This is a genomic window from Massilimicrobiota sp. SW1139 (assembly GCF_012027715.1).
Taxonomy (GTDB): Bacteria; Bacillota_I; Bacilli_A; order Erysipelotrichales; family Coprobacillaceae; genus Allocoprobacillus; species Allocoprobacillus merdigallinarum.
The window spans coordinates 117799-139351 of the sequence record NZ_SJOR01000004.1 but is presented as its reverse complement, the minus strand read 5'-3'; the positions used below and the strand labels follow the sequence as shown (position 1 = coordinate 139351).

Below are 21553 nucleotides of genomic sequence, written 5' to 3'. Positions count from 1 at the left end.
GTCATCTCTCCTTTACCAAAAAGTCCTGAAAACGATAATGATTGATTATCACTTCTTCATTTAAAGGCTCTACCTGATATTTGGTCTGATAGCTAAATCCATAAAGATAAATAAAGACAAAATAAATCAAATCATTTTGTGTCTCTAATGGTAATTGTGAACCTTTAAAAGGTCCATTCTTTAATAATAACATCACTTTTTCTTCAATTTTTTTATGAGAATAATTTTCTGATCTTTTGATTCTTTCTATAGATTCCATTTTTTCCTTTTCATCTAAAATGACAGTATCTTCGATTTGTGTTTTCATTGGTTTACTTATTTGTCGAGGAATATATAAAGAATCACGATTAATCATCTGATTGATATAGATATTACCTAAATCATTAACATCATTTCCACTGGCAATGGATTTTATGATATTATTGATTTTTCCTTCAATATCATTTTGATTGTTCAATAAGAAAGTGATACGATGAATCGCTGATTCAATAAATTTATTATTCTTACTATCAATTTCCTGCATGATATCCTCAATATGTTCAAAAGATTGCATGATATATTCTTTCTGATTCATCAATAAATCATAAGCCTGATCATGTTCGATACCTTTTCTTTCCATAATATTATGAATAATCAAACTGACATAATCCTGATTATCCATCACTTCCTGAATACGTGAAAGAATACTCTGGCGATATTTAGAAGGATTATCATAGGTTGTCAGATTGTAATAGGCACGATCAATGATTTTTGTCTGATATTCCTGCAGTAAAGAATTTAATAAAGCCTGCAAGTCATCTTTTATACCATCATCTAATAGTTTTTGAATATATTTTTTGATATTGGAATTCAAATTTTTTAATTTGTGAATTAAATCTTTGGTATTTTCATAAGCTGTTTCAAAAATCAGATCTCCTCGATGAATATCAAAGTTTTGAAATGATGTATATATATTATATATAAGTCCTGAATACTCTTCACTTTCTCTTACATCTTCCAGATGAAATAAACAATCCATAATCTGAATACTATAATCTTCAAAAGTGATAAACACTTCATAATTTTCACCAACTTCTTCATGAATCCATCCACAATCCTTTAAACGCTTTAATACATACAAAGCCTTATCTCTAGAATTGTTCAAACATTCTTCACTGTCAATCGTAGTAAGATGTGTTTCAAAGTAATCTTGAAATATTGTTAGTAGCTGTTCCCTTGTACATGAAAAAGAAAGATCATTTTGAAATGACTGATAAGCTAAATAGACACAATCTGACAATATACGCTTATTATCACCTATAAAAATATAGAAAAACTGACTTGGTATCACATCAAATAAATTATGCATAAATCTTCCCTTTCTCTCAATTATCCATATTATAGCATATAATGACATATAAAACCGTTCTTTTCAAACGGTTTTATAAAACAAACGTAAATTTTGTGATAAAGAAAGCAAATTCTTAGATTTCATAATTTTGCAAATGTTTATTATGACTATAGTATTATGATAACAATAAAATATATTTATTTCATATTCACTGTCCTGATGAATACGGAGAACCTTTATCATGTGAATTTTTCAGTTCAATGAAAAATTGTAACGAAATGTTAAGTAAGCATATCAATTATTAAAAACCCAAGAATAAGTTATGTCTCGTGTGATTATGAATATTCTCATCAAAGATTCTATCATTATTGTATTCGGCAATCGTTATAATCAGTTTAACATAGAAGAATCTGTCCCCTATTTAAAAGAAAAATATCATTTATTAGAATTGTATAAAGATAAAATGGAACTATGTGTCCAATAAAAATAGGCAATTGAAAATAATATCAATTTACCTACTTTTACTGTTTATTCGTCAAATGGCACGTCATATTTGCGACACCATCTGATTGCAATATTTCTATATTCTTGATTTAAAAAGCGATACCAGTCATCTTGAATTTGATGTTGATGTATTAAATTTTTAAAACGTCGAAAAGCTCCTTTGCCACAAATAGCTTTACTTAAGATATTTTGCATATTTTGATCTGAAAGCTGGGCAATAAACATTTCCATAATATGATATTCATTAATCTCATAACGTGCTGGTAAAGAAATATAATCATCATCAGTAAAAACAATTTCTTTGACATCATCATCGATTTCATCATAGACAGGTAAAACTTTTCCATCAGATTGACGATAAACCCATATTGTCCAATCATCTGACATTTCAATGGCTTCAATGATTTGTGAAAGCTGAGCCTTTACTGGTTTTTTTATTTGTATTTCTTCAATCATCGCATGTCGCTGAGGATAAAGTTGTTCTAATTCTTCAACGATTTGATGAGAAAGTTGCTCATCATAATCATCAATTTTAAAAATATAAGTTGCTATATTTTGATAAAATTCCCTGGTTCCTCTTTGTTTTAAACTTTCCATAATAAACTCTTTATACAAGGATAACATTTTTGATGTCTGTTCTTTAAAAAGAATATCTTCATACTTTCTAATTTCAATCATATCATGACTTTTTATAAAATAATTCATTAAAGAATCATACATCTTCTCTTCAGCATAAATAGCACAAAGATTGACTTGTTGTTTTTCTAAAGAGTGAATCACTTCTTGTTTTATTTGTTCCCATTGCTGTGAAGGGCAGATTTCTTTTAACTGATGATAATATTGAATTTGACCAGAATATTTATGACAAAGTAATTGTATATAAACTTTCATAAGTTTATCGTTTTGTTGTGTTTGCTGATAGATTTCTATTAATAACTTATAGAACTCTATATGATCCATCTTCTTTATTTCTTGAAGACACATATTTTCTGCTTTTTCATATTGTTGAACTTGAATATAGAATTTTATCAGTTCAATAGCAAAATTTTGATCCTGTGAATATTTTTTAACCATATCTTGAAATGATGAAGATTGGTAATAATAAATAATATAGATATATTTTTGATAAAATGGTTTTAATGAAAAACGAGTAAATCTTAAATTGATTTTATTTTCAAGTTGTTTGATAATACTTTCAAATGAATAGTTTTGTTTATAGAGATGATTCATAAAACGATAAATGACAGGTTGATGATATTGAATGCAAAGATAATCATAAAATTCTCTTTTTTCAAATTGAGTAAGAGTATATTTTTCTATGAGTTCAATCATGTTAAAAAAGAAGTCTTCTTGAAAAGATTCTAAAGTCGGAAAAACATTAAGCATATGACAAAGTGCTTCATTTGCTAAAGTTGGAATAGATTGTTCCTGGTGAAAATCTTGAAGGTTTTGAATGGCGAAATATATTTTTTGATAATTCTCTTGTTGAATATGATGAGATAAAGATATGTGTGTACGAATCATATTTTGAATAGATTCTAATCTTTGATCATTATGTAAAAGGTTCAAAAAAATCTGATATGTTCTTGAATCTTGTATAGCCATAGAAATGATATCTAAAATATCAGATTTTGACTTTTTCTCTAAAGGCTCTAAAATTTCATGCCCTTTATAAACTCCTGGCTCGTAGAAATCATAACCCTCTTCCCAATCATCATCGTATTCTTCATCATCATATTCATCGTAATCATAATAATCATCATACTCATCTTCCATATCTCCCATTACAGCTTCTACACCAAAAATCTCCAATAATACAGCCGCTTCATGTTTACATCTCTTTCCATCTTGAGCATATGGACATGTACAATGCATTTGTGTAACTTTAAACTGATCAGAAATCTGTATCTCAACCTGATAATCAGTTGTTCCTTTTACAGTTCCTTTATAAACTTGTCCTTCTTTCACAACATTGTAAACAGAACCATCTAAATAATATCGATAACCTCGTTCCAATATTCGTTTTGCAAAAAGATTTCCATATAGCATATGCATTCCTCATTTCTTTGATATGTATTTTACTTCTATTTTCAACATTCACCTTAAAGATAATTTTAAAATAAAAGAGTAAAGAATTCAATTTAGGAAAAGTAATTCTTTACCCTTTTCAACACATTAATAATCTTATTCCCTCGTAACTATTTCTGAAAGTATCGATTCTAATCTTGAAATAATTCCAGTAACCAGTGCATTCCCCATCATAAAGTATCTTCTCTTCAAAGGCATTCCAGTATCTGTCCAATCATCTGGAAATCCTTGTAATCTTTCCGCTTCTATTGGTGTAATAAATCGTTTAGCATTTAACACCTCATCCATAATAATATGTGTACTTCTATTAACACTCGATTCACTCGTTAACATAGTTCTACCAGGTAAATCTAAGCTATCATATGGAGACATTGAACCTTCAGTATATAAATATTCACTTCCATCAGGAGCCTTTCTTTTTTTACTTTTTGCACCTCTTAATTCTTTAAATTTTTCTATTTGATTTTCATTTAAAACAAAATCTTCAAGCTTACTCTTTTCATCAAGAATATCTCTCAATGGTATAAAGCGTTCATATTGTGGCTCTATTCTTTTAGTAAAAACATTTCCATTCATCATAACACCTGCATTTTCAAATGTTTGATGAAATTTTTCAGTCATAACAACAGTATCTTGATAATCATTTTTTGTTATACTAAATTGATGTTCTTTGTTATCCAAAGTTTTTTCAATATTTATAGGAAAACTTCTAGCAAAAACACCATTTTCATAAATTATATCACTTAAATTCATATTAAGAAAATTTTGATTATAAACCGTATTTCTTTTCCATGCAAATATATATACTCTACGTCTTCTTTGTGCAAAACCATAATCAGCTGCATTAATAACACGCCATTCCACATTGTAGTTTAAATCATGAAGAGTTCTTAACATAATACCAAAATCTCGTCCTCTTTGTTTGGAAGGAGATTTTAATAATCTATCTACATTTTCCAATAAGACAAATGGAGTTTGTTTTGCTTTTAAGGTTTCCGCAATATCCCAAAACAAAACACCTTTTTTACCTTCTATTCCTTTTTCTCCTGACAAAGATCTAGCAACTGAATAATCTTGACATGGAAAACCACCAACTAAAAGCGCATGATTAGGTATTGTTTTTTTATCCACATCAGAAATATTAACATTAGAATGATTTTCACTTCCAAAACGAGTGCAATAGCAATCAAAAGCATGTTGAGCTTTTGTAGAAGGTTCCCATTGATTAGCCCATACAAAATCCCAATCACCATTTTCAATAGCTCTTCCATTAGCATCAAATTCTTGAATATGATTCAATCCAACACGGAATCCACCAACACCTGCAAATAATTCTACAACTTTCTTTTCCATGATATTCTCCTTCTCTTAATAGTTTTGCAGTAGCCCATTAAAATGTATATTCACTCACAAACATACGATAATTATTTTAACATTTTTTCAATCAAAGATCAAGCGTTAATTCATTGTTTTGGCAATTAATGATAGCATGGATTTTTTATTTCTTCAACCAGTTGTTCCATCCTATATTCAAAAACATCTCTTATTTCACACTCCCATACAACAATAACTCTATAATCCATATCTTCTAATTGTTTATAGTGTTTAATATCATTATCAATATTTCTTTGAATTTTAGGAATCCAATAATCTTGTCTAGATTTTGGTATAGTCGCATATTTACAATTATAGTGATGATGCCAAAAACATCCATTTACGAATATAGCAACCCTATATTTTAAAATGACAATATCAGGCGTTCCAGGCAATCTTCTATCGTTCTTCCTATATCTAAATCCATGGTGGTACAAATATTTTCTTACTTTTATTTCTGGCTTTGTATCCTTGCCTCTAATATGTGACATAATCTTAGAACGCATTTCTTTATTTTCCATAATTCAATCTCCAAATTGAAAACTTTTATCAGTATATCATTATAAATTCTTCAAAACATCTAATTGCGTGTACAGATAAGTATTATTAATCCAAAAACTTTGCGTTGTCATCCATTGTCCATCAGGCAATTCATTTGCATTTGACAAATCACCAATTTGAGTACCATCTTTAAATAGGAAAGCAGATTTTTTAGCATGTGGTCGTATATGTAAAATTGGGTTATCTTTTTTCTTAGGTAATGAATTTAAATAAATAATGCCTTTTTTTGTTTCTTTGGGCGTAAGAACTACTCCTTTAAGTATTGATTCTTGTATATTTTCCCAACCAGCTCTTACTATGTTATTCAAATCATTATATGGCATATTCCATAACTGAGATCCTGTTAATCTATAACAATCACCTTCAGCTTTATAAATTACAAATAAAAATTTGGTTGTATCAAAGTATTTGAATAAAGTTGAAGTTTCCCATGTTTCTTTCACTAATTCTTTAAATTTAAATGGTGGAAAGGACATATTCTCTTTTATTGTATTATTTTTTTCTATTCTAATCGCCTTAACGACAATACCAGCTTTTTCAAACTCCTCAGCGTGATTACCCTTTATCCCTAACATTAAATATGCTAGATGAATCCATTGGGCTTCATTGTTATTATATTCTCTTTGAAATAAATCACATAATTCTTTATCACTTTTTCCAACATATTTGGCAATCTTATTAGTAATATATTCTTCAAAAGTAACATCTTTTAAAATATTTTCATCTTTAACTATCGCTTCACAAGGCACTTTATTTTTTAAAATATAGTTCTGTAAGACATAATTCATGTAGCTTTGCTTAAAACAATAATTTCGTTTCTTAGCTGGTATATGTTCGCCATAATACTGTGGTTGCAAACTCTTTATCGCTGTACTCCCTTTTGTACAAGCTCCCAAATATAAAGTATCACTTTCACTTAACTCATGAGCTTTTCCTTGTTTAATTTTATCATTTATTTTCTTATAATCTTGAATAATAATATTTAAATCCTCTTGGGGAGGTGTAAAAAGATTAACAAATTTTATTTCATAATCTAACCTATCTTTTGATTTATCTCTTAAATACTGTACAAGTAAAATTAATTTCATTTTTTCCCATACATGACTGGCATAGAAATCATCAACAACAGGTTCTTTATAAGAAATATTTGTTATTGATAATCTTTCTCCTGCTCTATAACCACCTTTTTTATTTTGATCAATGCATGTTTGTTTTAATTCAATACCTACTTTTTCAAAATCTGCTCCTTGATGGCTATTTGGTTGATATCCAAAATAATATCTCTCTAAAAATCCTCCTAATTGCCCCTTCGCCTTAATATTAGTAATATACCCTGTTTCATTCTCCTTAACAGAGAAAACATTAGAATGTTTTTTAGTTTTTTCTTTTGGATTCACATAGAAACTCAAATCAGAATTATCAAATTCGTTTTTTATTTCTCTAAAAGTATGTGATTCTAATTTTTTTGCATAATTGTAAATACTATGAATATCATTATCATCATAATCGAAAAGCATTGTATTCCCACTCCTTATCCAATTTCTGTGAGTAAAATACCTTTATATCATTTTGGTAAGTTAATTCCATATGATTAATATATATTTTCATAAAAATAAGATTGACAAATATGAATTATTATAATAATTCATAACTATAGTATATATACTCTACAATAAACCATTTAATATAAAATCAATATCCTCCTCTTCAGTAGAAACTTTTTCTAAAACATTTCTATCAACAGCATCTAGCATTCTTTGTTCTTTATATAATAAACGATTATAAATTTTGTCATCCAAAGAATAATCATTTTCATCTATGCAGTAGTTAATTTCCATATAATAATATTGTGTATATTGACCTTTTGGCAACCCTAGTCGATGTATCCTATCTTTAGATTGTAGTAAATGAACCAGATTGTAGCTATATTCAAAATATATTGCATCATGGCAACACTTATGCAAGGATATTGATTCTGCCAATGTATGTGGATTTGTAATCAATACATCTATTTTACCTTCTTTAAATTGGGAAATCAAATAGTCCCTTTCTTCAACAGGAATCGCGCCATTAATTACACAATTTTTTATCTCCAATTCGTTTAAAAAATCCGAAAATTGATTCATTGTATCTTTAAATATGCACCACAAACAAAGGTTCTTACCACTTGAAACCAACTTTTTAATTTGGCTAATAGTTTCATTAAACTTTGTAGTCTTGTCAACTTCGTCAACGATGTTTTTCAGCTCACCATTAAAATCCACAAAATCAATGTCATTAATATCTTGCACGTTGATATCTAAAACTTTAGATAAATCTTCTGTATCTATTTTTTTTAATAATAAATGAGGATTGGATTCCATTTGTAATATTCTTATAATTAAAGCCAATGGATTTTTTCGATATGTGGCCCTCAAGATATATAGCATCCTATTTTCTAAGTCTGAGGCATCGTTCTTTAAAATAATATCTGGATTTGCTGGTGGAACCATAAGTTGTCGTTTTGTCGTTCTACAGAAAAATGGATACATTGCTCTATTAACCTCTTCCATTTTCTCTTCAGAAATATTTTTTAATTCTTGAACTGAATAATGAAAAAAAGTATTATATTCATCATTGAACAGGAGATGCAGGTTATTATAAATATCACAATAAGAATTAGGTATTGGAGTCCCTGTCATTGTTATAACTCTTGTTGCTTTACTTGCAACATTCAAGCAATTTTGAGCTATTTGACCAACTGGTGATTTAATTCTATGAACTTCATCAAACACTAACAGAACATGATTATTTATAATCTCTTTTAATTCATATTTTAAAGATCCAACTGATTCGTAATTAACCAGTATAAGGTTGTATTTTTTCTCAGGAAATACAAGTGCTGCTTTTTTCTTTTCTAACGTATTAAAACGACGATCATGAATATTTAAACATCTTAATTTTTTCTTTTCACCAAAGCAAGCTAAAAATTCATCAATCCAAGAAACAAAGGAATTCAGCGGCCCAATCATGACAATTTTATCCACTTCTTCATATTTATTCATATAAGCATACGCGCCATAAACGGAAGATGTTTTTCCTGAACCAGGAACTGAAAAATTGCTTGATTTACGCATCATGGCCATAAAGAAAGAATCCCACATTTGTTGTTCTCTTAGCTGTCTATCCATCAAACCATTAACTATTGACTTGTATTTTTCATATCTATCTAATAAATATGAATCTTTATTCTTTATGGCAACACCTAAATTACGACGCTTATCAATATACAGGTTATGCTCGTCAATATATTTTTGAAGTCTAGATGTAACAGAACACTTCAATTGCAATTTGTCACAAACATTAATAATTTTCCCAATTATTTTTTGATATTCTAGATATCCATATTCACCTTTAAAAGTGATATTTTTTTTCAAATCTATACTTTCAACATACCTACGAATATTTAATTTGAATTTTGGGCTATTAACAAATGCTCCCTTGTCTTCCAGTTTGTTATATCCCATCATTTTTCCGTCAACATAATCCAATATTAAACAATTATCCATCAAGTATACCTCATCCACAATAATTTTTCCCTTATTATAAGATAATATTTTATCATACAACTTGTCTGGTATGTTCATAACATAAACACCCGTCATCATATTATTCCATAATGCAGAAAAATATTTTTTCGTTTTATATATTTTTTCTTTATCAAAATTGCTCGATAACCAGCTGCAGGTCAAATCAAACGATTCATAATTATCTTGAATTGCTGCTTGTGATTCATTATTTGACCCTCTCATACAAATTTCATTTCCAAGCTCATCACAAAAAATAGCGCACTTGTCATGAAAGATTCCCTTTTTTGTATATGCAATCTTAATCTCAACAATTCCTTTTGCAATCAAATATGATAGATTTGATAGGTTTTGAATATCCTTGATTGTCAAAAAATCATCAAACGATTCTATCATACTATCTATAAATTTTTTGTTAATCTCGTAACCTTTTTTAATGCTTTCAAAATCTTCAGATGATATTTCATTTGATATAATTAATCTATATTTACCATTTTTATTTTCAAAGACTTCAAGTCCTTGAGCATATTGCGACAATGCTTTTCCTGTAAAATATGCACTAACTCTTTCCACTAAAATAGAATTAGAAAACACAGGAATATAGAATTCATTTAAGATATCGTCTTCATATGAATTATACACTGGCAAAAAATTATAATCATTCAGCATTTATAACGTCTCTTAAATTATTAATAAGTTCCTCAATATCATCACAAAGCGATTGCATTTCTGTCAATTGATTTGATTTCATTTTTGGAATAATGTCAAGGTTTATTTTTTCTAATGTCTGCAACGAATCTCTTAATTGTTTGAGTGGTTTTTCTTTCAATTCAGTCTTTTTTAGCCTTGTATCATATTTTTCTACATTTCTAGCCATCTTATCTACTAGTTTTCCATCCCCATCTTCTCTTAGTACTGTATTGATAGTCTCTCGAGATAATTTATCAGGAAGTGTATCTAACACTTCTTCTGCCAATTCGTTTTGAGATTCAATGAAATCATTTTTATATTCAGACAATAATATAGACTTAATTTCATTTCTAATATAGCGTGTGATATCATTTTCTGGTCTAAGTAAGATGGCATTGAATCCCACAATTTTAAAGTCTTCACGTTCATCCTCATTTGTTGCCTTGTTCATAATATTAACCAATTCAATCAAAGGTCCATCCAAATCCATTTCTCTAGCTAAATAATATTGTTTTGGTGCATTGATATATTCTAAAAAATCAACCATTAGTTCAGCTTCACTTTTCTTTTTCTTAAATTCACTGGGAGTCATGCCAGTTGAGTCTATATATTCTTGGGGTTTAATTAATTTTCTTTCAATAACATCATGATATAAACCAACAATTTTCTCAATAGGATCATAATCAACCTTAGATTCTTCACCATGTTGTATCATTAATTCCAGCAATTTTATTTGCTTGGCATTAGCATATATATCCGCATCTAAAATCACTGCTTCAAACCATTGAAAATCCAGAGAATTATCGCCATGTAACATTCTCAAACAAGTAAAACGACGATTACCATCAATAATTCTACCATCTTTTAAAACAACCCCTGCTTCTCTTTGACCAACCAAAGATATATTTTTTTTCGTTTTATCAATAGCATCCTTATTAGATTTAACAATAAAATCCTGAATAATATCATTATAATGTTCAATATCATTTACATCTAAATTACCATGTTCAGAAATATATTTGCTTATCCATGTGGCAATCCTATCATTTTGATCATTATAAAATAATTTATCAATTCTAATTTTATATACCTGATATGCCTTTGTTATTCCATCTATTGTCAACTTTCTACTAAGATCAGTAGGGACAACATATCCTTCATTTAATCCATTAAATAATTCAAAATTCATACTAAATTTCCTCCAAAAATAAATCATATGTTATGTAAAATTTATCCATAACATCACAGTAGTAACCGTTAAAGTGATGCATGGCATTTTTCAATTCAAATAATTCAAGCTCAATTCCATAATCTTCAATAAGAACATGATTCAGATTGTATCTGCTTATACTTTTTTCTTTTCTCAATATATCTTCAATTAGATTATTAACGCTAATTGACTGATCTGTTATCCCAAACAGAATCGTTCCATTAACAGATACCATCTGTACATCATTATCGTATATAAACATGCCTTTATAAAAACAATCTTTAAAATCATAGTCTTGAAATACATCTTTATAGCCATTCTTATAAGCATATTTCATAGTAAAAAATATAGTTTTTGAGAACATATTCTTTAGCTGATTTTTTAGATTGATAAGATTTTCTTTCGTTACACCAATTCTCTCATTCAATCTTCTATAACTAATATAATGATTTGGTTGATACTCAAAGATATCTAAATTACTTTTTAACTTATTTAAAACACCATTGAACGTCATATTATTCCAAAAATCAAGAAAATCGTTTTTATCAAATACATCTTTTTGACTTATGATTGATGTAAAGTATTCTTTCAATGTCGAATACTTTAAACTCAAATAATACTTTTCATATTTCTTGTATCCTATCATTTTTGTGTTGTACTGTGTCATTTTATTAAATGGCATACCCATAGACTCCACTTTTGATTGAAAATCTTTTAGACTGTAAAAATCATCAACTAAAATAGACTTTAATCTATTAATCTCTTCTAAAGATAGAGAATCATATGCAATAATTTTCCCATCTTCAATATATCTTGAATATGAAGAAGAAAGTATGGTACCAAAGGTGTCTTTTCGAAAACCATATTCTTCATATAAATACTCAAGATAATCATCAATTGTCTTTCCATAAAAGTTTTTAATTGTCTGACTCATTATAGCCTCTTTTGTAACACTATTAAACTCAATTATGGGCATTCGTTTAAAACAAATATATTCATAATTTAATAATCCATTTTCATAAAAATATCTTAAAATATTATGCAATTCATATTCATTTTTAATACCATAATCATTCATAACAACAATATAATCTTTAAAAATTTTTAACGAAGAAACGCACTTATATTTATAATTTGATAAATCAATACGCAACAAAAAATTTCCATCTATTAGTTTATCCATATCAAAATATCTAAATCCATTACGTCCAGAATTAACAATAAAATCCAATCTTTCCATTTTGGCTTCAAAATTTCTTTCACTTAAATTCGATTCTGGATACTCAGCTATAAACAATTGATAAATGCTTTCTTTCGAAAAATAATCATTTTGTTCTTCAACAATCTTTTTTATTTCATTATAATACTTGATACTTGTTTTATCCTTGTCAGGGTAAAGATAGTTGTCTATTTCTTGTTGAGTCAGTTTTTCTAATTTTAAATCAGTTTCAGTAATTTCTCTTTTCCCTGATTTGTATTTGGTAGATAAATAATTATACTCAACAGGGCAATATCCAAATAATTTATAATAATTTTTTCTAGTTATTCTACAGTTTGTATAGATTTTATAGTGAATGTCTTCATTTAGCAATGGGAATTTATCAATTTCTTTCGAAACTATTTGTCTTATTCTTTCTCTAGAAACATTATATTTCATTCCAATTTCTTGCAAGGTCTTTCCTTGTAATAATTTCATTTTTATAATATCAATTTTTGGATTTTCATTAATAGATTCTAAATATTCTTCCAGAGAAATTCTTACAACACTAAATCCTAAAGAAGTCGCTTCTATTTTCTTTGCCTTGATTAAATATGTTATAGCTTTATTTAAATCATCCATAGGGGTATTTAATTGTTTGCTTAACACAAATAAATCAAGTGGTTCCTTGGTATTGCTCAAAACCTGCATAATGTTATTAGCACAAAACTCACAAATATATTTCCTGTTTTTTTGTTCAACAACTTTTTGCCGTGCTTCACATATTTCCTTAACAATTAATTCTTTATTATTGATTTTAGTTGCTTCTTCAAAAAATTTATCAAGTACATTGTCTATTTTTTTGACAGTAGATTGATTAAATCCATATTTAATTTTCATTTGTTCATCATTGCAACTTGACAAATCAATCATTGTTATATTATTATTCTTTAAATTTCTCACCAATCCTTTAGATAACCCTAAATAATCAAGAATATGAACTGAACATTCCTTATATACTTCATCACCTTTTTTAGCAAGTATTCTCGATATTTTATTTACATGATATGAGCTGATGTGATAGTCTGCCATTTGTACTATCAACTCTATATCAGATGTTTTTATTTTATCCAAAGTGATGTTATATTCTATCAATTTATTGATAATTGAATATTTAACTCCATAATCAAATAAATTATTAATTCTAATAATCTCACCAAATTCCATATGATTCCTTCTTCCCCAAAACAAATTATTTGATTTTTCAGACATATTGATACGATATTATTCAATACAATATTAATCTAAACTTCCTAGAAATATATCATAATTTACAATTAGTCCTATCAAAAATTTCATTTAAAGTAATAATTTTTTCAAAAGCAAAACAAATTTTCTTTCATCTTTCAATCCATTGTAATCGTTAATATTTCAAACATTATTATAATTAAAGTAGCTATTAGGCAATATTTCTACATTTTTTACATAAACTATTAATTTTCTATTTGAAATATCATAATTATATTCTAACACCTTTTTTCTCTTTGTTAATAAAATTTACATAAATATTTTGCTGTTTTTAACAATATAAATCTTGATTTGACAAATGAGATACATGTACAGAAAAATCATTTAAATAAGTTAAACTAATATTCAACTTTCATACAACACAAAAATAAAATCACTTATATTATAAAAATATACATATGCAAATTTATATTAATAAAAAAACCATATTCCTTGACATAAATATAAGAACACTTTTTTTCTTCGATAACATAGCCAATGCACTTTCATTCTTTCCATGATTTTAATAAAAAAGCTCATATTCATCTTCATATCCATATCTGTATATGAGAAACTCGTATTTGTTATGTCCCTCATTTTTTTCTTGTTGTCTTTAGGCTTATATCTGATTGCGTCATTATACGTTTTATAATTGTGACATTATCAAGCTACAAAAGACTCAGTTTTTGAATCTATCTCAACATTGATAATCATTTTGAGTTGTACTGAGAAGTTTGATTATGTTGTTGTGGTCCTCAATCAATATCGAATTAATCCTGTTCTTCTATCCTAAAACCGTATCTGAAAACTCAATCTTCTTTATTGAACATTATATGTATTCAATGTCGATATTTTCCAGTTCCTTCCTACTATTATCATGTGTTTCTTTTCTATAAAACTTTGAAAACTTTTCGTTAAGGTAAATAGTCTCTTTTACCTTATCTAGTTTCATTTTTTCTTCTTTATCCAGTGTTTCAAGAAATCTTTTAAGCAATTTATTGGAGATTTTTTGTATGTTTATGACATAAGCCTTTACTTGTGATATTCTTTTTGACACCAGAAGCATAAAACTTAGGACAATTCTTGACTTAAATTTATTTTATATGTTTTCCATAAATTATATGAACAAGTATATAATATCTTTTATTTCTTCATGATGAATCTTGAAGAAATAATTAGAGAATGTACGGTGTTAGTCTTTGAATCATATTCATGAATCGCACATATATTTGCTGTCCTTACTTTTGAATGTATATCTCTTATCAAAAAATACATATTCCAAATGAACTTCTTTAAATATTGACATACTTGCCATGGATGGAATCAACAGAAGATGAAAAAATATGATACTTTAAAATAGTCATTGAAAATGATTATAGAAAAATTCTTGAGCATTCCAAAAATATTCGATGCATCCATAAGAAAGAATGGCAGAATCTTTGCAGGAAAAAGGATTGTCCGCATAAAAAGTATGTAATGGACTGATAACAATATCTTGTCCTGTATCTAACGATACAAGGTATGCTATTGTAGACAGAATAGATGATGGTCTTTTTATAATATACCTTTTATCATTGATAAAGAATATAAACATACAGCACATTTCTATTTTTTTGAGTTAAAGTTCAGTTCGATAATGAAGTCATCATAGACATGATATATCTTAGTAAAATTGATATTTACACAATCTGTATCAAGATATTTTTGATATCATTTTCGCTTAACATGTTCTCACCTCCGTTTTATTGTTTACATCATCATTATAAGACGGTGAACATGAAAATACCAAAAAGTCATGTGGAAATAAAATGACACATGAAAAAGATCGTTTTGAAATAATACACAGAAAAAAATATGAAATGTTCCTACGAGTATTACACTTATTCTTCCAGTATGAAAGATGTGAATCATCAAGGCCAGAATGATCAGGATTGACGATTGCTTCAATGATGTTAGAAGAAATAGTTGTGGAATAGGGTACAAGAAAATCAGGAAGGATAGAATGAGTTCTTCCGCATTCCATGCAGATAATTCTTGTAATAGTAATCTTGAAAGTACAATTACTCATACAAAAAGATCTCTGGTAGTAGGCATGGAAACACCAGTGGCATTTTCCACAATAAGGGCAAGGAATCATATCCAAATTGATATTGGAAACAGACCGATTATAAATATGCTGAAGTAAATGACTTGATAGATGATGAATATGCTTAATATTTATTTTGATTTTAGTTATTATCATATTGTTCTTATGGGCGGAGATAATTAAAACTTTAGTCGAGAAATTTAATTATCTTTTTTTCTTTCTACAGATTTCATCATTAAGTGATGATAATAAAATTATATATCAAAAAAGAGAAACCACAAAATATATCAAACAAATAAGAGGAATAAATCAAAATTTTTAGGATTTGTATCTATATTAATAATATTTACAAAACTTCTTCCTATTATATTTGATTAATAAACTACCCCGTCGCAAATGTCCACCGGACATTTGCGACGGGGTAGTTCAAAACCTTTGTGATTACAACTTTAATAGTATTTGTTCATAGGAATCTTGTTTACCTTGATTTTTCACATATTCTTTTATTGTTTGCTCACTTACGTAGCGCCCCACGCTCGATGCAAAAAAACCGCCACTCCAAAAACTTCCTCCCCAAAGCTGTTTCTTCACTTCAGGATGTTCAGCAAATATGCGTTTTGCTGTTATACTTTTGATTGTTGTTATAATCTTGGTTGGACTATAATCTGGTGTTGATTGCACAAGAAAGTGCACATAATCTTTATCTGCACCTATTTCAAGAAATGTTTTCCAATCATATCTCAGCTCTATTCCTTCGCATATTTGCTTCAAGCTTTCATCCACTGTTTCTGTTATGACTATGCGGCGGTATTTTGTTGGACAGACGAAATGGTAAACAAGATTCGATACATTATGTGAATTATGAATATAAATACTATCTGGCATTTGTAATCACCCCAATGTTATTTTATAACATTGGGCACTACGCCGCAAGCAGCGGGGAAATGCCCAAGAGTAAAAAGTATTCACTGGATACTTTTTACTTATTATAAGAAATTCTAAAATAATCTAATGACTTTTTCATTGCATCCTGCGCTGTCAAGCATGTATCTCTTAAAAAACCTTTTTCTCTATACCATTCTTTAATTCCCCTATAATAAAACCACTTTAATTCTTCAGTAATAATAAAAGGTACAATATGGTGCTTTAGACATTCTTTAAACATAATAAGTCTTCCAATTCTTCCATTACCATCCTGAAAAGGATGTATTTTTTCAAACTTCACATGAAAATCTAATATATCATCTAAAGTGACATTTTTTAATTGATTGTAATCATTAAGAAGTAGCTTTATTTCTGATGAAACATTTTCTGGTAAAGTTGTCTCTTGACCACCGACTTCATTAGGTATGATTTTATAATCTCCTACTTGAAACCAATCTTTTTGACTATCTAAAGTACCTGTTTTTAACATTTTATGCAACTTTTTTATAAAAGTTTCACTTAACTGATAATGTGCTTCATCTATAATCATATCAATACATCTAAAATGATTTGTTGTTTCAATAATGTCATCAACATTAATAGCTTCTTTAGATACACCTATTGTATGTGTTTCAAAAATATATCTTGTTTGATCATGACTTAATTGACTTCCTTCAATATGATTAGAATTATAAGTCAAATCAATTTGTATCTTATGATATATGCCACCAGATAAGTGGGAAGCTTTTTCTCTTTGTAAAATATCCAATAAACTTTGTTGCTTATTTCTTTGTCTAGGCTTTCTTTCAGGTTTCATAGCATTTTCAGGTATATTCCATGTTTTACCTGTTATAAATGCACCATCAATTCGTCCTTGTGCACAATAATTTCTTACTGTTCTTTCGGATAAATTCCATTTTTTTGCTATTTGAGATACTGATAAATATTTCATAAAATCACCATTTATATTATATACCTCTATCGGCAAAAAATAAATATTTTTACATATATATCTTTAAAATATTTTGCCGATAAAACATCTTTAAAACACAATAAAAAAATCCCTTATTCATTAAGGGATTGTCATTGTTTATAATGATTTATATTAAACAAGTTCACTATCAAAATAATCAACATCTAATTGTTTGATTTCATAGGTTTTTACAACACTGACTCCTAGATTATATTTAATCATTAAGTCTGTTAACATTTTTCCATCGACCAAAATCAATTTCACTTGAAGTTGTTTTTGAGCATAATCAATAGCTTCTCTTGTAAATGTTGATGTTGTGATAAATAATCCTTTTGTGCCTCCTTGACCAGCAACTGCACCATAAAATTTTTGAATCTCTGGTCTACCTACAGCACTTCTATTCCATCTCTTTGCCTGAACATAGATATTACTAAAACCAAACTTATCTTCTTTGATGATTCCATCTATACCTTCATCTCCACAATAATCTGTTGAAATAATAGATTCCTCATCATATGCATATCCCATTCTATCTAACAAATCTAAAACAAGTTTTTCAAAAAAGATAGGTTCTTTGGAAAGAATCATATCTAATAATTCATCACTTAATCGTGAAGAAATCATTTTAATAGACTGATCAATATTTTCTAATGGTGTAGGTTTTTTGTTTTCATCTTTCTTATCATCATTTTCATTATGACGATTTACAAAATCTCTAACATCATCATATTGCATTAAAAACTGATCATCTATATGAACTTGCGATGCTAATACTTTTTCTCCTTGAGGTGTAATCTGATAAACACCTCTTTCAACCGATCTAATTAATCCTGCTTTTGTGAGATAAGTTTTTGTCCATCCTATACGTTGATAAATAATTGTTTTATTACTATTTTCAAGTGTTTGTCTTCTTTCATCTTCAGATAAATTGAGTACATCTGAAACTTCTTGAACAATATCACGTACTCTTAATTTCTGATGTTTATTTAATACATCTAAAACTTCATTATACATTTCATTATATTGTGGTATCATTTATAATCTCCTTCACTTCTTTACAAGATATATAATACTTCTACTTTATTTTATAAATACTATGATCGACATCTACAAATGTATCATAATAACTCTTTATCACTTGCTTAAAGTGGGCATCTCTTTGATGACATCTACGAATCTGGTCTTTTAAAATAGCATTGATATCATAATCTTTCATAAATTCTTCAACACTATTTATATGTCTTCATTTTCCATATTCTACTAAAGATTCAATAATTCCCAATATCTTTTCCTGAGCTTTGTTTTTTGGAACGTAATCAATTTCATCTATTCTATCCATGATAAACCATGGATCACATAACGTTTCTATATCATAATGCTTTTTGACTATTTTACATATGAGTTCAAGCAAAGCATCAGAATTCAGCATTTGTGCCCTATCATCAACAACTTCCCAACTAAGTCGATCTTTTTTAAAAAAAATAATCATCAGTATCTGTTACACTCATATATTCTTTATACTTATTCAGTATTTCTTGTTCAGTATACTGAAAACCCAACTTATTGATTTCTTTTAATAAGTCATCAATAGATAATATTTTTCAAATACTCTTCTCTTTGGTGATATCTCATAAAACCATCTTGCATTTGTCTCAACATTGTCATTTCTTCTTCGTAACTTAACTTCATATTAAACAACCCCTTTTTAATTCTATCATTATTATAACAGATTTTTCTTCTATATCATCTGATTTCCTTCGTTTTTTTGATCCAATAAATATTGAAAAAAGGATCATCACAATAAATGATCCCTTAATAAGTTGATGTAACACTTTTTAATATTTTCCATATACCCTTTGTTTTTTTCCTTTAATTTTTTCTGTTTTATATTCTAAAGTTAAAAAGAAATCAATGATGATTTCTTTTTATTTTTCATAATGCTTTTTCGCAAGTTCTTTTAATTCTTCAGAAGTCATCGTTTTTGTTTCTTGTCCTGTACATAAGGCTTCAAAATTATGATAAATATGTTTACTTATAATTTCTTGTGCAGGTTTCGCAATCAATGCTCCTAGTGCTTTCGCAATAAAATGAACACCTGTATTAATTTGAACTTCAATATCCAACTGTACTTCCTGATCGTCTAATGGTATAAGTGTCAAATAAATAAAATCATGTTCATGCTTTTTTTGACTTGTACCTTCTATAACGACCTTCTTTTCTGCTTCATCGAAAGATGCTGTATAAACTGTGACAGAGTCAGATTCCTCATTATGTGCTTCCCACTGTGTATCAGAGATAACTTTTACAGTACTTCCTGGCTCAACATCTAATTGACTTGCTTTATGTAAGGCTTCCCAGGCAACATCCATTGAAAAATGAAATTTCTTTGAACTACTTAACTTCATAATATTCCTCCCTTAGTTATTATTCTAGCATAAAAGAGAAAACATAGATATCAAAATCATTTTTTGATTTTCCATTTAATCTATTTTTTTAAGATTCAATGCTTCAATAAACAATGTAACACCATCAACCAATAAGTAAAAAGCAATGATGTAATTAATTGCTAAAGCAACAGTCACTGGCAAAATAAAGAAAATAATAGCAACAATAATCATGACAATACCACTAAATTTATATGGTTTTGTATCCATAATTCTAAAATATTTTAATCTTTGTGCAAAAGCAATCTTTTCTGCACCATAAAACAATAAAATGAATGCAAGTATATATGTTAATGTCACTGCTGTCAACATAGATGGCATTATCATAATGAGTATACCAAATAAAATATGAATCATGCCATAAACAACATCAAATGGATTTTTAAAAAAACTGATACTCATATGATAATTGATAAGAGAATATATTCCATATCCAATCATCACAATACCTGCTATAATCTTGATAATATCATATATCTGAGAAGGGAAAAATAAACAGACAATACCAGCTAAAATCATGAGAATACTTAGCACAATATAAATAGTTTTCCATTTTTTTATTTTCTCATTCCAGTTATATTTAAATTCATCTATAAAATTAAAATCCCACATCATACAAATAACCTCCTTACAATTATTATTCTAATCCCTCATTGTGAAGATTAAATAAACAATCTTATGGTTTTGTCTATGAAAGTATTATTTTATCTTATAAATGCTATAATCTGCGTCTTCAAAGGTATCATAATAACTTTGTAAGACTTTCTTAAAATGAGCATCTCTTTAATGACATCTTCTGATTTCATCCTTTAAAATGACATTGACATCATACATTTCTAACATGCCTTCAATTTTATATATATTTCTTTTTTTCGCATATTCTACAAGTGATTCTATGATCCCTAAGACTTTTTCCTGATACTGTTTTTTAGAAACATTATCAAGAGCATCTATTCTATTCATAATGAAATAAGGATCACATAATGTTTCCACATCATAGTTCTTTTCAATAATTTTACGAATCAACCATGTTAAAGCATCAGAACTTAAAAATCCTTTTTTATTTTCCAAACGATCCCATAGTTCTAAATTTCTTTCATAAAAATAATCATCTACATCTTTACTATTATAGTATTCCTGATACTTATCAAGAATCTCCTGTTCACTTAAAATAATCCCATGTTTCGATAGTTCAAGTATTAAATCATCAATAGAAATATTTTCATAATAAGTCATTGTTTCCTTTAAACTTTCAAAAGCTTTTTGTATTTTTAACAACATTTCTAATTGTTTATTTGATTTCTTCATAGTTTACCCC

At 27.8% G+C, this 21553-nt stretch carries 19 protein-coding genes; 1 reads left to right on the top strand and 18 read right to left on the bottom strand.

Translation table 11 applies throughout. The annotated features are described in order from the left end of the window. Position 1: 1 nt before the first annotated feature. Entirely contained in the window at positions 2-1348 is a 1347-nt protein-coding gene (locus E0K96_RS04055; protein WP_168081396.1) for a Wadjet anti-phage system protein JetA family protein, read from the bottom strand. Positions 1349-1652: 304 nt separating this feature from the next. Here E0K96_RS04055 and E0K96_RS04050 point away from each other — a divergent pair, with 304 nt between their 5' ends. After that, positions 1653-1814 (top strand): hypothetical protein, encoded by a 162-nt coding sequence (locus E0K96_RS04050; protein ID WP_168081394.1) that lies wholly within the window; start codon positions 1653-1655, stop codon positions 1812-1814. Between the two features lie 44 nt (positions 1815-1858). Here E0K96_RS04050 and E0K96_RS04045 read toward each other — a convergent pair whose 3' ends face one another. The 17 genes from E0K96_RS04045 to E0K96_RS03970 all read right to left on the bottom strand — a co-directional run bounded on the left by E0K96_RS04045 (position 1859) and on the right by E0K96_RS03970 (position 21543). Beyond that, on the bottom strand, positions 1859-3883 hold the full coding sequence (locus tag E0K96_RS04045; RefSeq protein ID WP_168081392.1) for an SWIM zinc finger family protein: 2025 nt from the start codon (positions 3881-3883) through the stop codon (positions 1859-1861). Positions 3884-4018: 135 nt separating this feature from the next. Continuing rightward, the gene (dcm, locus tag E0K96_RS04040; protein WP_168081390.1) at positions 4019-5275 is read right to left on the bottom strand and encodes a DNA (cytosine-5-)-methyltransferase; all 1257 of its coding nucleotides are present in this window, start codon (positions 5273-5275) and stop codon (positions 4019-4021) included. Between the two features lie 125 nt (positions 5276-5400). Further along, complete coding sequence (locus E0K96_RS04035; protein ID WP_168081388.1) at positions 5401-5817, bottom strand: very short patch repair endonuclease; 417 nt, start codon at positions 5815-5817, stop codon at positions 5401-5403. A 39-nt stretch (positions 5818-5856) separates the two neighbouring features. Beyond that, positions 5857-7374 carry a Sau3AI family type II restriction endonuclease gene (locus E0K96_RS04030; RefSeq protein WP_168081386.1) on the bottom strand — a complete coding sequence of 506 codons (1518 nt, stop codon included), beginning with the start codon at positions 7372-7374 and terminating at the stop codon, positions 5857-5859. 150 nt (positions 7375-7524) lie between these two features. After that, a complete protein-coding gene (locus tag E0K96_RS04025) occupies positions 7525-10092 on the bottom strand; it encodes an SNF2-related protein (protein ID WP_168081384.1) in 2568 nt (855 codons plus the stop codon). Beyond that, positions 10082-11302, bottom strand: coding sequence for a hypothetical protein (locus E0K96_RS04020; RefSeq protein WP_168081382.1), 1221 nt, complete (start codon positions 11300-11302; stop codon positions 10082-10084). Before E0K96_RS04020 ends, E0K96_RS04025 begins: the two co-directional genes overlap by 11 nt. Position 11303: 1 nt before the next feature. Beyond that, a complete protein-coding gene (locus tag E0K96_RS04015; protein ID WP_168081380.1) occupies positions 11304-13748 on the bottom strand; it encodes a sigma factor-like helix-turn-helix DNA-binding protein in 2445 nt (814 codons plus the stop codon). 889 nt (positions 13749-14637) lie between these two features. Next, positions 14638-14865, bottom strand: coding sequence for a hypothetical protein (locus E0K96_RS04010; RefSeq protein ID WP_168081378.1), 228 nt, complete (start codon positions 14863-14865; stop codon positions 14638-14640). Between the two features lie 663 nt (positions 14866-15528). Continuing rightward, on the bottom strand, positions 15529-15945 hold the full coding sequence (locus E0K96_RS12325; RefSeq protein WP_370519872.1) for a DUF6431 domain-containing protein: 417 nt from the start codon (positions 15943-15945) through the stop codon (positions 15529-15531). A 390-nt stretch (positions 15946-16335) separates the two neighbouring features. Continuing rightward, positions 16336-16779: an IS200/IS605 family transposase gene (gene tnpA, locus E0K96_RS04005; protein ID WP_168081376.1), complete on the bottom strand. Its 444-nt coding sequence runs from the start codon at positions 16777-16779 to the stop codon at positions 16336-16338. Positions 16780-16873: 94 nt separating this feature from the next. Further along, positions 16874-17770, bottom strand: a complete 897-nt coding sequence (locus tag E0K96_RS04000) for a Fic family protein (protein WP_168081374.1) — start codon at positions 17768-17770, stop codon at positions 16874-16876. Between the two features lie 153 nt (positions 17771-17923). After that, a complete protein-coding gene (locus E0K96_RS03995) occupies positions 17924-18826 on the bottom strand; it encodes a restriction endonuclease (protein WP_168081372.1) in 903 nt (300 codons plus the stop codon). Between the two features lie 40 nt (positions 18827-18866). Next, positions 18867-19007, bottom strand: a complete 141-nt coding sequence (locus E0K96_RS03990) for a hypothetical protein (protein WP_168081370.1) — start codon at positions 19005-19007, stop codon at positions 18867-18869. A gap of 27 nt (positions 19008-19034) precedes the next feature. Then, a complete protein-coding gene (locus tag E0K96_RS03985) occupies positions 19035-19280 on the bottom strand; it encodes a hypothetical protein (protein WP_206080580.1) in 246 nt (81 codons plus the stop codon). A gap of 436 nt (positions 19281-19716) precedes the next feature. Further along, complete coding sequence (locus E0K96_RS03980) at positions 19717-20196, bottom strand: hypothetical protein (RefSeq protein ID WP_168081366.1); 480 nt, start codon at positions 20194-20196, stop codon at positions 19717-19719. A gap of 75 nt (positions 20197-20271) precedes the next feature. Then, positions 20272-20850: an HdeD family acid-resistance protein gene (locus E0K96_RS03975; protein ID WP_168081364.1), complete on the bottom strand. Its 579-nt coding sequence runs from the start codon at positions 20848-20850 to the stop codon at positions 20272-20274. A gap of 168 nt (positions 20851-21018) precedes the next feature. Then, entirely contained in the window at positions 21019-21543 is a 525-nt protein-coding gene (locus E0K96_RS03970) for a hypothetical protein (protein ID WP_168081362.1), read from the bottom strand. Positions 21544-21553: the final 10 nt, after the last annotated feature.

Excerpts from the sequence above, each read along its gene's own strand:
- E0K96_RS04055 (WP_168081396.1), bottom strand. The coding sequence starts at position 1,348 with ATGCATAATTTATTTGATGTGATACCAAGTCAGTTTTTCTATATTTTT.
- E0K96_RS04050 (WP_168081394.1), top strand. The coding sequence starts at position 1,653 with ATGTCTCGTGTGATTATGAATATTCTCATCAAAGATTCTATCATTATT.
- E0K96_RS04045 (WP_168081392.1), bottom strand. The coding sequence starts at position 3,883 with ATGCTATATGGAAATCTTTTTGCAAAACGAATATTGGAACGAGGTTAT.
- dcm (WP_168081390.1), bottom strand. The coding sequence starts at position 5,275 with ATGGAAAAGAAAGTTGTAGAATTATTTGCAGGTGTTGGTGGATTCCGT.
- E0K96_RS04035 (WP_168081388.1), bottom strand. The coding sequence starts at position 5,817 with ATGGAAAATAAAGAAATGCGTTCTAAGATTATGTCACATATTAGAGGC.
- E0K96_RS04030 (WP_168081386.1), bottom strand. The coding sequence starts at position 7,374 with ATGCTTTTCGATTATGATGATAATGATATTCATAGTATTTACAATTAT.
- E0K96_RS04025 (WP_168081384.1), bottom strand. The coding sequence starts at position 10,092 with ATGCTGAATGATTATAATTTTTTGCCAGTGTATAATTCATATGAAGAC.
- E0K96_RS04020 (WP_168081382.1), bottom strand. The coding sequence starts at position 11,302 with ATGAATTTTGAATTATTTAATGGATTAAATGAAGGATATGTTGTCCCT.
- E0K96_RS04015 (WP_168081380.1), bottom strand. The coding sequence starts at position 13,748 with ATGGAATTTGGTGAGATTATTAGAATTAATAATTTATTTGATTATGGA.
- E0K96_RS12325 (WP_370519872.1), bottom strand. The coding sequence starts at position 15,945 with ATGATTCCTTGCCCTTATTGTGGAAAATGCCACTGGTGTTTCCATGCC.
- tnpA (WP_168081376.1), bottom strand. The coding sequence starts at position 16,779 with ATGCCAGATAGTATTTATATTCATAATTCACATAATGTATCGAATCTT.
- E0K96_RS04000 (WP_168081374.1), bottom strand. The coding sequence starts at position 17,770 with ATGAAATATTTATCAGTATCTCAAATAGCAAAAAAATGGAATTTATCC.
- E0K96_RS03995 (WP_168081372.1), bottom strand. The coding sequence starts at position 18,826 with ATGATACCACAATATAATGAAATGTATAATGAAGTTTTAGATGTATTA.
- E0K96_RS03990 (WP_168081370.1), bottom strand. The coding sequence starts at position 19,007 with ATGAAAGATTATGATATCAATGCTATTTTAAAAGACCAGATTCGTAGA.
- E0K96_RS03985 (WP_206080580.1), bottom strand. The coding sequence starts at position 19,280 with ATGATTATTTTTTTTAAAAAAGATCGACTTAGTTGGGAAGTTGTTGAT.
- E0K96_RS03980 (WP_168081366.1), bottom strand. The coding sequence starts at position 20,196 with ATGAAGTTAAGTAGTTCAAAGAAATTTCATTTTTCAATGGATGTTGCC.
- E0K96_RS03975 (WP_168081364.1), bottom strand. The coding sequence starts at position 20,850 with ATGATGTGGGATTTTAATTTTATAGATGAATTTAAATATAACTGGAAT.
- E0K96_RS03970 (WP_168081362.1), bottom strand. The coding sequence starts at position 21,543 with ATGAAGAAATCAAATAAACAATTAGAAATGTTGTTAAAAATACAAAAA.